The organism is Pantoea sp. ANP04 (genome assembly GCF_041982285.1).
Classification (GTDB): Bacteria; Pseudomonadota; Gammaproteobacteria; order Enterobacterales; family Enterobacteriaceae; genus Pantoea; species Pantoea eucalypti.
This window is the reverse complement of the sequence record NZ_JAUTYS010000004.1, coordinates 45,221-59,046: the sequence shown is the minus strand read 5'-3', so window position 1 is coordinate 59,046 and position 13,826 is coordinate 45,221. Positions and strand designations below refer to the sequence as shown.

The following is a 13,826-nucleotide window of genomic DNA, read 5'->3' as shown; positions in this document are numbered from 1 at the left end:
GAGTCTTTACTATGCTGTGATCCCACTGCAACAAGGAGTACATGGTCATGAAACTGTTTTGCAAAGCAGGAGCCTGCTCTCTCTCTCCCCACATTGTTATGCGCGAATGCGGGCTGGACTTCACGCAGGTGAATGTTGATCTGGCAACCAAACTCACCGAACGGGGCGACGATTTTCGCCAAATCAACCCTAAAGGTCAGGTGCCCGCGCTGCAGCTCAGCGATGGTACCGTGCTGACGGAAGGCGCCGCGATTGTACAGTATCTGGCAGACCTCAAACCCGATCGCCATCTTCTGGCGCCGGTTGGCAGCCTGACGCGTTATCACACTCTGGAGTGGCTGAGCTACATCGGCAGCGAGCTGCACAAAAGCTTTGGGCCGCTGTTTCGCCCCGGATACTCCGATGAGGTGAAAGCGCAGACCCGCAACCAGCTGGAAGCGAAATTCCGCTATGTCGATGAGTCATTACGTGACAGGCAGTGGCTGATGGGGATGCATTTCAGCGTCGCGGATGCTTATCTGTTTGTGGTGACGCGCTGGGCAAAAGCGCTGGGGCTGGATTTGTCCGGCTTTACGGCACTTGGGGCATGGTTTGATCGTGTCGCGGAACGTCCTGCGGTGCAGGCGGCGCTGAAAGCGGAAGGCTTAGCCTGAGAGAACAGGGCCGGTTAACCGGCCCTGATGCGTTACAGCTTTTCTGCCGTGAAGTGCTGCGTCGGACGGGCAATGGCATCCTGTGCCGCCACCAGCTGCAGCTCATACTCGCCCATCTCATGAGTTTTCAGCATCACCTCATACACCGCGGCAGTGACGTGCTCCAGCGCATCCTGCAGTGATTTGCCGTGCAGCAGATTAACCAGCAGCAAACCACTGGTAAGATCGCCCACGCCGACGGGCTGACGGACACCGAAATCGACCAGCGGACGGCTGATGTGCCACGCGTCTTCTGCTGTTACCAGCAGCATCTCAAAACGGTCGCTGCGACGCCCTGCGCGTGCCAGATGCTTCACCAGTACCACACGTGGTCCCTGGGCAATCAGTGCCCGCGCAGCGTCTACCGCCGCGTCGACGTCAGTGATTGTACGTTCACTTAGCATTTCCAGCTCAAGCAGGTTCGGGGCGATAATGTCGCTGGCTGGCATCGCCATCTTGCAGTGGAACTCCGCCACACCCGGTGCCACGATGCAGCCTTTTTCCGGATGACCCATCACCGGGTCGCAGAAATACCAGGCCTGTGGGTTAGCCGCTTTGACCTGACGAACAATCTGCAGAATCTGCTCGCCCTGCTCCGCCGAGCCCAGATAACCGCTCAGCACCGCGTCACAGGTCTTCAGGCGGTCGATATCCGCAATGCCTTTAACGATGTCGGTTAAATGCGTTGCAGGCATGACCGTGCCGGTCCAGTGCCCATACTGCGTATGGTTGGAAAACTGCACGGTGTTCAGCGGCCAGACGTTTGCACCCAGGCGACGCATCGGAAATTCAGCTGCCGCGTTACCTGCATGACCAAATACAACGTGCGACTGAATCGCTAAGATATTTTTCACTAGTTTGCCCTGTCCTGCCTTGCCATAAAAAAGGGCCGGAAACCGGCCCTAAATCTTACTGCCAGTTAATCAGGCAGTAATGTTTCTTACCGCGACGCAGCAGCGTGTAGCGGTTAAACAGTTTGTCGCTGTCGCTGAAGCGGTATTCCGCATCGGACTGTTTTTCACCGTTCAGTGAGACGGCATTCGAACCGATCATGGTGCGAGCCTGGCCGCGAGACGGCACGAGCTCCGCTTTCACCAGCGCCTGCTGCAGGTCATCGTCTGCGCCCAGCGCGATAGTTGGCATACCATCCTGCGCCAGTTGCTCAAAGTCAGCTTCCGTCATTTCGCTTACAGAACCGGAGAAGAGGCTGGCGGTGATGCGTTTCGCCGCCGTCAGGCCCGCTTCGCCATGCACCAGACGCGTGACCTGCTCAGCCAGCACATACTGCGCGCGTGGCGCGGTACCGCTGTTTTTGTCCTCTTCTTCCAGCGCGTTGATCTCTTCTATGCTCAGGAAGGTGAAGAACTTCAGGAAACGATAGACGTCAGCATCCGCGGTGTTGATCCAGAACTGATAGAACTTGTACGGACTGGTTTTCTTCGCATCCAGCCAGACTGCGCCGCCTTCCGTTTTACCGAATTTGGTGCCGTCAGACTTGGTGATCAGCGGAACGGTCAGGCCAAAGACCTGGTTCTGATGCAGACGACGGGTCAGATCGATACCAGAGGTGATGTTACCCCACTGATCGGAGCCGCCGATCTGCAGCGATACGCCGTGCAGTTCATTCAGGCAGGCAAAGTCATAACCCTGCAGCAGATTGTAGGAGAACTCGGTAAAGGAGATGCCCTGATCGTCACGGTTCAGACGCTGCTTCACTGCTTCTTTGTTAATCATCTGGTTAACAGAGAAGTGCTTGCCGATATCACGCAGGAAGGTCAGCACGTTCATGCTGCCGAACCAGTCGTAGTTGTTGGCGGCGATGGCGCTGTTGCTGCCGCAATCGAAGTCGAGGAATGGCGCCACCTGCTGGCGGATCTTTTCAACCCATTCGTTGACGGTGTCACTGGTATTAAGTTTACGCTCTGCGGCTTTAAAGCTTGGATCGCCAATCAGGCCGGTTGCACCCCCGACCAGGGCTACCGGCTTGTGGCCGGCATCCTGAAAACGCTTCAGGCAGAGCAGCGGTACCAGATGACCCAAATGCAAGCTGTCAGCAGTGGGGTCGAAGCCGCAATAGAGCGAAATTGGCCCCTGTGCCAGTTTCTCTGTTAACGCGGCTTCATCCGTCACCTGGGCGATAAGGCCCCTCTCCTGCAATTGTTGTATCAGGTTACTGCTGGTCATTACTGACTCCAAATTGATCAGACTGCACCTATGCTGGTACACAGCTTTCCGCTGACTTGCGGAATCGAAAAAAATCAGGGCTATAGCATAAAGCGCTGGCGCTTTCTGTGCCAGCGCTGATAGGGAGAAATCGTGCAGATTCAGGGAGCCAGACGGTCGATTTTCCAGCCGTCATTGTCGCGCTGGTAGATGAAACGATCGTGCAGACGATGTTCGCCCCCCTGCCAGAACTCCATTGTGTGAAATTTCACCCGGTAACCGCCCCAGAAGCTGGGCAGCGGCACCTCGCCCTGCTGAAACTTCTGTTTAAGCTCAAGGAACTTCCCTTCCAGAATCCCGCGCGCCGAAATCCGGCTCGACTGCTTCGATACCCAGGCACCAATCTGACTGTCACGCGGGCGGCTGTGGAAATATTTCAGCACCTCCAGCGGCGACAGTTTTTCCACTTCGCCCAGCACCATCACCTGACGTTCCAGAAATTGCCACGGGAAGTGCAGGCAAATGCGCGGATTGTGCGCCAGCTGTAACGCCTTACGGCTGCCGAGGTTGGTGTAAAACACCATGCCCTGCGCATCAAAGTGTTTCAGCAGCACAATACGCTGCCACGGCTGACCCTGCTCATCCACGGTGGCCACGGTCATGGCAGTAGGATCGGGCAGTTTTGCCTCACAGGCCTGGCTCAGCCACTGTTCAAACAGCGCGATCGGATTGTCCGGCAGATCCTTGCGACGCAATCCGCCGCGGGTATATTCACGCCGCAGATGGGCAATGGTGTGTAGCGTTTCGCTGTCGCTCATTAATGCTCGCCTATTCAGAGATAAAGTCAGCTGGCAGGTTGCAGCTCACAATCATTCACGACAATTTTATCGTCACGTTCGATAAATGCGCCGTTTCCTTTGGACCAGAAAACATAGGTGTCATCGCTGTAGCGCGCGCCGGAGGCGGAGACGGTCTGCTTCAACGTTAAAGGCTTGCCATCCATAATGAAACTTACCTGCTCCTGCGCCTCGTCCAGCGTCACGGTCAGGGGCATTGTTCCGCAGCGATAATGCAGGGTCTGTGGCGATGCCGGCTGTTTATGCATCAGGCTACAGCCTGACAATAGCAGCACCGCGACAACGGTTAATCCTTTCAACATAAGCGGGTCTCCTTCACGAGTGAAGCTGGCATTATAAGAAGGATTTGTCGCGAAGTAAGTGGGAATCCGCGCCAATCTGGAGGATGCTGTCAGCCAGGCTGAATTATTGCGCCTTTTCAGACGGTTGTCTGAATGCACAGGCCGTGTTATCAGGCTACGCTCTATAGATCTTAAGCGAGGAAGACAAACATGAAATTTGATAACGAAGATGCATTTAAGCTGGCCGTGGCGTTTATGAACCATAAAGAGAATGCCACCATCGCCAGCAGCTACTTTAAAACCTTTATCGACACCTACCAGAAGTTTGACCGCTGGCTGAGCGCATCTGACCCGGTCAGCGCCATGAAAGCGGAAAAAGCGGCCGCCAAAGCGGGCGAAGACTCTATTCTCTGATCCTTTTTTCACGGGTCCGATAGCCCTTCAGGCGTCGGACCCGCGAATAGCGCCAGGTGCCGCCATCGATGTGGCATCCTGCATGCGATTCTTCCGCGTTAACGGAATTATCTGCGCTCTCTATTTCCCGCTTTTGCTCCGTTTTTTATTTCGATGCGGTCAGGGCTCAGCTGAAACGTATAAACAGCCGTATGCATTTGCAATAAATGCTATTCGCCGGCGCCATGCCAGCTAATTAACGCAATACACTCTGTTTTTGTATAAAAAACAGGCATCGGCGCGTGACAGAGCCAGCAAAATTTATAAAGCCGTCTATGCTGTAAACGTCTGGATATACTTCATGGAGCAGAAAAATGAAAATGAAAACCCTGTCAGCCATCGCGCTGCTGGCACTCTCTTTAGGTACGCTTGCAGGTTGCGCCTCGAATCAGTCTATTAAGACGACCGATGGCCGCACGATTGTGACTGACGGCAAACCGCAGATTGATTCAGATACCGGTCTTGTTTCTTACCGTGATGCTCAGACAGGAAAAACTGAGCAGATCAATCGTAATGAAATCAGTAATATGAGCGAACTCGACAACTAATATAAGGTGAAGACGATGAAAAAAGCGCTGATTTTACCTCTCGCCGCATTGATTGGTATGACCGTATTAACTGGCTGCACCCGTACCAGTTATGCGATTCAGACTAACGATGGACGCACCATTATTAGTGATGGCAAGCCTTCTGAATCGGACGCTGGCCTGCTGGCCTATACCGATGCCAATGGTGTGAAGCAGCAGATTAATAAAGCAGACGTTAAAGCCGTCTCTGAAGTTCCGCACAAATAATCGCAATGCTGTTCTCGCGTTAATAAAGCCGCTTAAGAGCGGCTTTATTTTTGCCTTTTTTCGCCTTTTACCTGATATAGCCCCCCTCTCAGAGCGGGCTTTTTTAAATCAGAAATATCCGATGCGATATGGCAATAATATTGCAGAGCATTATAAGGAACTGTGCAATTTATCGTTTATACAGGCGTAAAAAACCGACTGGAAAATGCTGTTGCGCACAGGCCACTTCACTTATCTGAATTTCAGGCAAACGTCTGCTTCTTTAACCAGAACAATAGTTCAACCTGTTCACTTCAAAAATAATCTATTGTTTTTTATTATTTACTATCATGAAGTTATATCATGACACAAAGGTTCCCTTTATTTTTAAAAAAATTATCTGGTGCCGTCTGTAACTTATGACCTTTTAGTCCAGCGCCTCTTTAACTAGACTATTTATATCGCTATCAATCAGGAGGCTATAAATGATTTATCACGATACAACGACTGGTCATATGATTCTTGGTGAAGCAGCAATTAATCTGGCATTTGAAGAACAGGATATTACGCTGGTATCGCTGATTCGTCAGTTGGGCGAAATGGCCGAAAAGGAGTGCAGCGATGAACGTGTAGAGCAGATTGCTGATGCACGACACTGGCTCAAAGGTTTCATTGAAGATTCGCCTCGTGACCGCGCCGAATTAAACTGGCTGGTCGAGACCGGGCAGGCACCGGTTTCCCTGAAAGATTATCGGTATTCATAAGGCTTCGACGTTCATTTCTCATGAGAGCCGGACGCCCTTCTGGCTCTCATGCGCTTCATACTGCTGTCCCTTTGCTTCTCTTTACGGCCGCTCTCTCGCTGCCGGGCATCCTGACCAAAAAACGTCATTCATCATTACGCTGAAATAACTGTACAGATTCCCTTTTTGCGTATAACTTCGCGGCTATTCGATCGTTTTTACATCAACAGCCAGGAAACGCACCATGTACCCGAACCCGAGACTGCCGCGGACGGCAGACGATATCGCCCGTTATTTCAATGCGGCAAGCCTGCCCTCACAGCAGGAGACACTGGGACAGGTAGTCGTGGAAATTTTGCATGCCGGCGGGAATGTGAACCGTAAGTCGATCTGTACCAAACTCCTGCGTCGCCTCGAAACAGCGTCCACTGAGGAAGAAGAGCGCCACTATCGCGCGCTCATCAGCCTGCTGTTTGGTCGTTAATCATCGCCACGCTTCGCCCCGGTCAGCGCGTCAGTGGCTCCCCACTCTCCGTCACCCGCTGTGCCTGAGGATGTTTCGCTGTCTGGGTTTCAAACCCACCACGGGCGGCAAAAACAGAACAGCCAATGGCTGCCACGAGTGTCAGTAAGATTGAAGTTTTCACGAAACGGGCCTTAATTTTCCACGCAATAGAATAAAGCGTAAAAGCCTGGCACATAATCAGACCCGGGGAAAGGAAGCGGAAGAATTTCTCTGTCCGGAAAGCGTATATCAGAGAAGCGCCTGTTTACGGATGCTGCGGTCCCCACTCAGAACACTTATCCCAGTATTTTCAATGCCAGCGCCAGCGTCTGCTCTTCATGGATCACATCACTGACTTTGCCCGACACGCGCATACCGTATGCGATGCAGAGAATTAAACCGGCTGCGGCTTCACTGTCCAGCGTGCGATTGATAGAGCCATCCTGTTGTCCCAACTCCAGCAATGAAACCAGGAAGCGCTGACTACGCTTGATGACATCATCAATGCGCTGCGCAAGGTCTTCATCCATCGTCTGCAGCGCAATGGCGCTGGACACCACCAGACAGCCGCATCGCCCCTCAATGGCACGCGCCGAATCCAGGTAGAACTGTAACAACTCCGTGATTTTATCCCGTCCGCTGACACAGGGTGCCAGACGGCGGCGCAGTTCGGTATTTCTCAGCAACAGATAACGTTCGAACACCAGCAGAAAGAGGGAGCGTTTGTCTTTAAACGCTTTATAGATGCTGCCTGCGGAGAGGTTCATCGCCTCCCCCAGATCGCCTATTGATGCCGCGTGATAGCCTTTTTGCCGGAAAACGATCATGGCACGATCCAGAGCCTGTTCAATGTCGAACTCCCTGGGCCGTCCCCGCTCTTTGTTTTTATGCGCTGTCGCTGTCGTGCTCATTAATTACCGGCCTGAAGAAGTGCGTTCCTGTCAGAATCAACAGGGATTCTATCCCAGGCTCGGGTAACAAGTATAGCTGGCGGCGATCAGCCCGCAGCATACATTCGGACAGATCTCTGTTCCTGTCGCTGAATGGCAGAGGGGGTGTAACCGGTTGTGACCTGCAATCCGGCTCAGGTTACAGGACAAACCGCTCATGATTCACTCAGGTAGTAACGCGTTTTTTTTGCGGCAATCAGCCCGTTGCTGTGTGTTTATTATGGTCAGCCATAATCTGAGCGGCTTAATTAACAGCCTGGCGTGGTTCTCATTGTCAGCAAAATATAAAAAGAGTCGGTTTTTTATATCGCTGTTATCGTCGACCGCGTAAAGCTCATATTCATGATGATGGCGGGCCAGCACCTACTTCAGCACAACCACCGGCAAATCCATTACCCGCGTGGTATAGGCAGGTGACAGCATCTCGCGCTTCATCGCCCAGGCCTTGTTGATCCCCTGCCCGGCAAACCAGAGTTTTACGCTGCCAGGTTTGTTAATTTTATTAATCAGCGGCATCAGACGATGAGTGGTGTATTCCTCAATAGCAAAATGATGTGAAGCACGGCTTTGCTGATCGAGACAGTCAGTTGATGTGATTTTAAGCGTCCATTCGACGGTCCTCAGACCGGCCTGGGAGGAATCAGGCACGGTCTGATTCTGAATTAGTCGCGTTTTTCCATCTTTATCCAAAATACCGCGATGCTCAGCAGTAGACAGATAACAGCACCGACGCTGAACAGCAAATCAACAGCCAGATTCAGGCTGGCATGATCCACCACCGCACCTAACAGCACGGGCACCCAGTTAGCGATATAGGCAATGACGTAGAACAATGAAATCAGTTTTGCGTGACTGGCTGCAGGAGAGATCATATTTAGCAGGGTCGCACTTCCCACAAAGATGGCGCCATAGGAATATCCAGCCACAAGCAGTCCTGTGCATGCCCATACTAAAGAGTGGGTGCTAATAGCCCAGGTAAAAAACACAATCGAAATGGCCTGAGTAAGACAGCCGGCAGCAAGAGATGTGCGAGCGCTAATCCGGCGGCTCAAAATCTGACTGATACCGGCCACCATTAAGTATACCGCAATCACATAGCCATAAACGCCCTGACTATGAATGCCGAGCAGATGCTCCGATACTGCCGGTCCAATCGACAAAATACTGGCGGCAAACGCCCAGCTCATAAACAGAGCGCCAGCGCACAGGAAAAAACGTATGCCAGTCGCTTTCAGTCCGGCTTTAAGTGTCGTACCCGCTGAAATGGCAGACGAGGATGGCGCAGCCTTGGGTTGGTCGTGATGACGCGCTGGCCAGCTAAAACGTAATCCGATCAGGGCAATCGCAGCCGTGATCATAATCAGCAGAAACGGCAACGTCTGGCTGTGGAAATTTGTCTGAATCGCCACGCCGCTAAAAACTGGCCCCAGTGCCAGACCGGTGGTGAAAGAAAGCGTTGCGAGCAGAGCTGCAGCTTTACCGCCATCTTTAGGGCCAAAACGCAAAAGGGCAATATTAGCTGCGCCGGTTAATGCCCCGGTTCCTACGCCCGCCAGCAGGCGTGCCATAAACAGACAGGCAAACGAATCGGCGAGTGAAAACAGCAATGCACCTGCGAAGACGGCCAGTAGTGCAGGCATCATCAGGCTGCGCAGGTCAGCAACTTTCCCTGCAAGATTTCCTACACTGAACAACGCAATCAAAACACCTGCCGCATACGCGCCATAAATGATTGTCAGGCTGACGGCGGTTAAGCCCAACTGCTGTTGATAGAGGGGATAAAGCGGCGTTGGTGCACTGCTGTTCAATAAGGCAGCGACTAGCGCCAGTGCAAGAAAGAATAAAACGCTCTTTTTGGAAGCAGAATTCTTTTTGTCTGTCGGACGACTATCAATAGTTAACACTTCTGACATTTTTATTTCCTGAGCTGTAGATAAATCAACTCTGTGCAGCGAATGCGAATACCACAGAGCAGCAAACAAAGTGATGATAAAACCTGCTTATTCCCTATGGTAGAGACAAGATTGCATCACAAGCATTCATTTATGCAGCTTGATAATCCGCACTGAATGTGTCGTGTTACGCTGGATACGGGTTATAGCAATGCAAATCGCTAATAAGGCCTGCCCATAAAAAAATGATTAATTAGCGCTGCTATTAATCATTTATAACTACCGCTTTTCGATCCCCATAAGCTCAAACATATGGAAGGATAGATAACCACTCGTATAAATGTGACTGATTTGCTTATTCTGTAATTGAGCAATAAGGGCCTCGGCATAATTCAAAGCAACATCTGCTTTGATAGTTTCTCTTCCAACAACTTTATCTGAGGTAAACGCCGGGCAGGTAGTGTTAAAAAAATCATCTTCAAAAAATTTCATTTTCTAAATCCATTAGAATAAAAATAAAGATAATCAGAAGTAATGAGGAAAAAATGTGCGTTATATGAAAGGCTTCACATAACAAAACACATCGCGCCTATATCCAAAAAACGGCCCATCATAGTCACAATTCGAAATTTTTAAAGTTGCATTAATGCTTCACAACAATGCAGAAATACTTATAATTTTATGGTGCTGTTTATGATATGGCTTATGAGTTTTGATAATTTTTTAGCCACGTTGAAGATATCCGTTTAATTAAAAATAACATGGAGCAGTGGATGAACTGGGATGATGTTCGCTTTTTCCTCGCATTAGCGAGACAAAAAACGTTGCGGGGTGCCTCAAAATCGTTGAACGTCGATCAGGCGACAGTCGGGCGCCGTATCACCGCGTTCGAAAGCGCGCTCAGTTCCCGGTTATTTATACGTACGCCCCGCGCTTTTATGCTGAGCGAGTTTGGCGAACAGGTGATGGCAGAAGCCAGTGCTATGGAAAGCGCTATGCAGGCGATGAGTCGTAAAGCCGCCTGCGGCGATAGCATCCCTGCAGGTAACGTTCGCATCGCCAGCACAGACACACTCGCCACTGTGTTTGTCATACCTGCCATTCAGCGCCTGCGCGAACAATACCCGGATATCACCGTAACCTTATTGACCGGAATAGGCTTCTCCGATATCTCTTACCGTAGTGTGGATATAGCCATTCGTGGTGCCCGACCCGATTCTGAAGAATTAATAGTTAAACGACTAGCGACCATTGATATGGGGCTTTACGCCAGCCAGCGTTATTTTGATCGGCTCGGAGAACCGCAGCAAGAAAGCGGATTGACTGATCATCAACTGGTCATGTTTCCGGCAGACATGGTGCCTCGTCATCGACAAAACCTGTGTGGCTTTGCAGTAAACAGCCAGCAAGTCGTGCTGGAATGTAATACACAACTGCTGATGCAATCCGCTATTAAACGCGGGATTGGCATCGGCCTGCTTTCGACATTTTTAGCTAACTGCGATCCGCAATTAATCCCGGTATTTCCTGAAAAGCGCGACCCGGTTGATATCTGGCTGGTGCTCCATCCGGATCTGCAAAAAGTCGCACGTATCAGGGCAGTGATTACGGCGCTGGAGCAGTGCTTTGCGGAAGAAACCAGGTTAAAAGAAATTTAGCAGACCTTGCGGTTTCAGTAGCTGAGGAAAACCACCCAACCTACTTAACCGCCGCCACCGGCAAATCCGTTACCCGCGTGGTATAGGCAGGTGACAGCATCTCGCGCTTCATCGCCCAGGCCTTGTTGATCCCCTGCCCGGCAAACCAGAGTTTGCCGCTGCCGCTTTTGTTAATCTTATCGATCAGCGTCATCAGCTCTTCGCTATTGCGGCGTGGCTGATGTTCGTCAAACAGATCAAGCTGGGCCACGCCATGGCTGAAAAAATCTCCCAGTACGATGCCCGCTTTCATGTAGCGATGCCCCTCAATCCAGATGTTATCCAGACACGCCATCGCAACGCCGACAATGTCGCGCGTGTCCTGCGTCGGGATCAGCAACTGACCGGTAGACTGATTACCATAAAAGGGTTCATCCGTAGCATGGGGGCTGGTACGCACAAAGACCCCTACCTGACGGCAATATTGATTGTCACGGCGTAGTTTCTCTGCCGCACGTTCAGCATAGGCGCAGACGGCTTCGCGCATCTGATCGTAGCTGGAAATACGGCTGCCGAACGAACGCGAACACATGATTTGCTGTTTATCCGGTATCACCGACTCCAGCTCCAGGCAGGATTCACCACGCAGCTCTCTGACGGTACGTTCCAGCACTACGCTGAACTGTTTGCGAATAGACTCGGTGCTTTGGCAGGCCAGATCTTTCGCCGTCGTAATGCCCATGGCGTTGAGCCGCTTGCCGATACGGTGACCGACACCCCAGACCTCAGCCACATCGACGAGTGCCAGTAGCTTTTTCTGCCGTTCGGGATCCGACAGATCGACAATGCCGCCGGTTTTGCTCCACTTTTTGGCCGCAAAATTCGCCAGTTTGGCCAGCGTTTTGGTCTGTGCAATGCCAACGCCCACCGTCAGATGCGTCTCTTTGCGTATCCGCTCTCTGACCTGGTGACCAAAGCTCTCCAGCGCCATACAGTTCTGCACGCCGGTGAGATCCATAAAGGCCTCATCGATCGAGTAGATCTCCACCGACGGCGCCATCTCTTCCAGAATCGTCATCACCCGAAGGCTCATGTCGGCGTAAAGCGCGTAATTTGAGCTGAAAACCTGTACATTGTGATGGGTCAGCGCTTCGCGCATTTTGAAATAGGGCGCGCCCATTTTGATGCCGGCTTTCTTCGCCTCGGCGCTGCGCGCAATCACACAGCCGTCATTGTTCGATAGCACGACGACGGGCTTGCCTTTAAGGTCAGGCCGGAAAACAGTTTCGCACGACGCATAAAAGCAGTTCACATCCACCAGCGCGAACATGCTCAATGTGTCGCTTTAATCACAAACGTCACTACGCCAAACACCTCCAGCGCATCTTCGGTCTGGATAGCGATCGGTTTAAATTTGGTGTTCATCGGCATCAGTTGCAGGCAGGGATGAAGCTGAAGACGTTTAACGGTGAATTCACCGTCGACGGCAGCGACCACGATATCGCCGTGTGAGGCGGTGAGCGAGCTGTCGACGACCAGCATGTCACCATCATTGATGCCCGCCTCAATCATTGATTCACCGCTGACCCGCACAAAATAGGTGGCGCTGGGATGCTGAACCATGAGCGCATTGAGATCGATACGTTGTTCGACATAATCCTGCGCCGGTGAGGGAAATCCACACGGCACACGTTCGATATAAAGCGGTAAAGACATGACGGCGCGGACGTCCGCAGGTTTAATGAATTCCACAATTACACTCCTTTTTCAGATTACTGTATATAAATACAGTAATAGCTAATCCCCCTTTTAATCAAGTGACGTGGACCCCTTTTACGCGAAGAGATTGATGGTAATGCACTTTTTTTTAACCGTTTTTCTCTTACTGGTGTGAGAATAAACGGAAACAGGTTACTTTCGCCGCACTGCGGTAATAGTCTCGCTTTTTACTTACAGTCACGCCTCTTATAAATTAATCCGCCGATTATTTTGACTTAAGGAAAATCCGACAACGACTCTCTGGCATGGGGTGAGGTTTGAATATTTAGCGCGGGCTGGTTATTCTGCCTTTTTAAAGCATGGAGGGGTTATGGCAGACGACGATCGCATCAAACATCTGGAAGAGGCAGTCGCACAGTTAACCGTTGAGACGACGGTATTAAAAGCGATACTCGGTCAGCAAATTGCACTGAATAATCTCAATTACAAAGGGAAGTTTGACGATGTACTGGCGGCGCTGGCGAAAGAATATGCCGAACGCGGTCTGGAGGAAGGTAATAATCAGGCCATCCATGATGCCCTGCGTGAATATATTAAATATGAACCGCCCGCAATGGAATAAGCAAACGCTGGGCAACGTCCGCTTGCCGACGACGTTATCGGCTCCTGAACGCTGCCCTTCCCTGATCGGCCTGCTTCAGCAGCCGTTTCAGGCGAAGCGGTCAAAGATTAAGGCTGGCTGTCACTCTCCAGCGCATCCTGAATCGCATCGGCCAGATTACCAATTTCATTCGCCACAGCCTGCAGGTCCCAGGAGGTTTTTGAGCCGGTTGCCGACGTAGAAGCGCTGACGGACTCCTTTGCCACTGACAGCGCGGCCGCCACAGCGACTGAACGTTTATGTTGTTCCTGAGTCACGCCCGCAGGCGGAATCGCGAAATAGTCGTGAACCATGATCATTTCCTTGTGATGAATAAGAGGCCACCTTAGCTTTCTGCATCAGGCGTGGGAAGTGAATTATGCAGCCTGTGCCGTCAGAAGCACAAGATTGCAGCAGCCTGCCACCGCACTCTGACACTGCTCTCCATTTGTGGTGTAAAAAGCTGTACAGCTTTTGCTAAAATTCTCCTGAAAAACCGTTTTCACCCCGTCAGACAATCC

19 protein-coding genes and 1 pseudogene are annotated in these 13,826 nt (G+C 51.4%); 8 read left to right on the top strand and 12 right to left on the bottom strand.

The genetic code is table 11. The annotated features are described in order from the left end of the window. Positions 1-47 precede the first annotated feature (47 nt). Positions 48-653 carry a glutathione transferase GstA gene (gene gstA / locus Q7C21_RS07125; RefSeq protein ID WP_003848994.1) on the top strand — a complete coding sequence of 202 codons (606 nt, stop codon included), beginning with the start codon at positions 48-50 and terminating at the stop codon, positions 651-653. Between the two features lie 32 nt (positions 654-685). Here gstA and pdxY read toward each other — a convergent pair whose 3' ends face one another. From pdxY to Q7C21_RS07105, 4 genes are all read right to left on the bottom strand, one after another. Further along, positions 686-1,546 (bottom strand): pyridoxal kinase PdxY, encoded by an 861-nt coding sequence (gene pdxY, locus Q7C21_RS07120; protein ID WP_003848993.1) that lies wholly within the window; start codon positions 1,544-1,546, stop codon positions 686-688. A 55-nt stretch (positions 1,547-1,601) separates the two neighbouring features. Further along, on the bottom strand, positions 1,602-2,876 hold the full coding sequence (gene tyrS / locus Q7C21_RS07115; RefSeq protein ID WP_008926220.1) for a tyrosine--tRNA ligase: 1,275 nt from the start codon (positions 2,874-2,876) through the stop codon (positions 1,602-1,604). 140 nt (positions 2,877-3,016) lie between these two features. Further along, entirely contained in the window at positions 3,017-3,673 is a 657-nt protein-coding gene (gene pdxH / locus Q7C21_RS07110) for a pyridoxamine 5'-phosphate oxidase (RefSeq protein ID WP_375150550.1), read from the bottom strand. A gap of 26 nt (positions 3,674-3,699) precedes the next feature. Beyond that, positions 3,700-4,014 (bottom strand): MliC family protein, encoded by a 315-nt coding sequence (locus tag Q7C21_RS07105; RefSeq protein ID WP_375150549.1) that lies wholly within the window; start codon positions 4,012-4,014, stop codon positions 3,700-3,702. Positions 4,015-4,203: 189 nt separating this feature from the next. Here Q7C21_RS07105 and Q7C21_RS07100 point away from each other — a divergent pair, with 189 nt between their 5' ends. The 5 genes from Q7C21_RS07100 (at position 4,204) to ycgZ (ending at position 6,446) form a co-directional block, all read left to right on the top strand. Continuing rightward, on the top strand, positions 4,204-4,407 hold the full coding sequence (locus tag Q7C21_RS07100) for a hypothetical protein (RefSeq protein WP_003848989.1): 204 nt from the start codon (positions 4,204-4,206) through the stop codon (positions 4,405-4,407). Positions 4,408-4,760: 353 nt separating this feature from the next. After that, on the top strand, positions 4,761-4,994 hold the full coding sequence (locus tag Q7C21_RS07095; protein ID WP_003848987.1) for a YgdI/YgdR family lipoprotein: 234 nt from the start codon (positions 4,761-4,763) through the stop codon (positions 4,992-4,994). 15 nt (positions 4,995-5,009) lie between these two features. Beyond that, positions 5,010-5,240: a YgdI/YgdR family lipoprotein gene (locus Q7C21_RS07090; RefSeq protein ID WP_003848985.1), complete on the top strand. Its 231-nt coding sequence runs from the start codon at positions 5,010-5,012 to the stop codon at positions 5,238-5,240. A gap of 464 nt (positions 5,241-5,704) precedes the next feature. Then, a complete protein-coding gene (locus tag Q7C21_RS07085) occupies positions 5,705-5,983 on the top strand; it encodes a hypothetical protein (protein WP_375150548.1) in 279 nt (92 codons plus the stop codon). A 223-nt stretch (positions 5,984-6,206) separates the two neighbouring features. Next, on the top strand, positions 6,207-6,446 hold the full coding sequence (gene ycgZ / locus Q7C21_RS07080; RefSeq protein WP_003848978.1) for a regulatory protein YcgZ: 240 nt from the start codon (positions 6,207-6,209) through the stop codon (positions 6,444-6,446). Between the two features lie 22 nt (positions 6,447-6,468). Here ycgZ and Q7C21_RS07075 read toward each other — a convergent pair whose 3' ends face one another. The 5 genes and pseudogenes from Q7C21_RS07075 to Q7C21_RS07055 form a co-directional block, all read right to left on the bottom strand. Continuing rightward, positions 6,469-6,609, bottom strand: coding sequence for a hypothetical protein (locus tag Q7C21_RS07075; protein ID WP_223296456.1), 141 nt, complete (start codon positions 6,607-6,609; stop codon positions 6,469-6,471). A gap of 154 nt (positions 6,610-6,763) precedes the next feature. Then, complete coding sequence (locus tag Q7C21_RS07070) at positions 6,764-7,378, bottom strand: TetR/AcrR family transcriptional regulator (protein WP_008926218.1); 615 nt, start codon at positions 7,376-7,378, stop codon at positions 6,764-6,766. Between the two features lie 402 nt (positions 7,379-7,780). Further along, positions 7,781-7,936: pseudogene (locus Q7C21_RS07065) on the bottom strand (DUF4113 domain-containing protein); the annotation flags it as partial. Positions 7,937-8,079: 143 nt separating this feature from the next. Further along, positions 8,080-9,330 (bottom strand): MFS transporter, encoded by a 1,251-nt coding sequence (locus Q7C21_RS07060; RefSeq protein ID WP_003848969.1) that lies wholly within the window; start codon positions 9,328-9,330, stop codon positions 8,080-8,082. A gap of 258 nt (positions 9,331-9,588) precedes the next feature. Then, positions 9,589-9,801, bottom strand: a complete 213-nt coding sequence (locus Q7C21_RS07055) for a hypothetical protein (RefSeq protein WP_008926216.1) — start codon at positions 9,799-9,801, stop codon at positions 9,589-9,591. Between the two features lie 281 nt (positions 9,802-10,082). Here Q7C21_RS07055 and Q7C21_RS07050 point away from each other — a divergent pair, with 281 nt between their 5' ends. Next, positions 10,083-10,967, top strand: coding sequence for a LysR family transcriptional regulator (locus Q7C21_RS07050; protein WP_003848967.1), 885 nt, complete (start codon positions 10,083-10,085; stop codon positions 10,965-10,967). 40 nt (positions 10,968-11,007) lie between these two features. Here the strand turns inward: Q7C21_RS07050 and umuC are convergent, their stop codons facing one another. Beyond that, positions 11,008-12,276 carry a translesion error-prone DNA polymerase V subunit UmuC gene (umuC, locus tag Q7C21_RS07045; RefSeq protein ID WP_003848965.1) on the bottom strand — a complete coding sequence of 423 codons (1,269 nt, stop codon included), beginning with the start codon at positions 12,274-12,276 and terminating at the stop codon, positions 11,008-11,010. A 2-nt stretch (positions 12,277-12,278) separates the two neighbouring features. Further along, positions 12,279-12,698 carry a translesion error-prone DNA polymerase V autoproteolytic subunit gene (umuD, locus tag Q7C21_RS07040; protein ID WP_003848963.1) on the bottom strand — a complete coding sequence of 140 codons (420 nt, stop codon included), beginning with the start codon at positions 12,696-12,698 and terminating at the stop codon, positions 12,279-12,281. A gap of 337 nt (positions 12,699-13,035) precedes the next feature. Here umuD and Q7C21_RS07035 point away from each other — a divergent pair, with 337 nt between their 5' ends. Further along, positions 13,036-13,287 carry a hypothetical protein gene (locus Q7C21_RS07035; protein ID WP_003848961.1) on the top strand — a complete coding sequence of 84 codons (252 nt, stop codon included), beginning with the start codon at positions 13,036-13,038 and terminating at the stop codon, positions 13,285-13,287. Between the two features lie 107 nt (positions 13,288-13,394). Here the strand turns inward: Q7C21_RS07035 and Q7C21_RS07030 are convergent, their stop codons facing one another. Beyond that, a complete protein-coding gene (locus Q7C21_RS07030) occupies positions 13,395-13,619 on the bottom strand; it encodes a hypothetical protein (RefSeq protein ID WP_003848959.1) in 225 nt (74 codons plus the stop codon). Positions 13,620-13,826 lie beyond the last annotated feature (207 nt).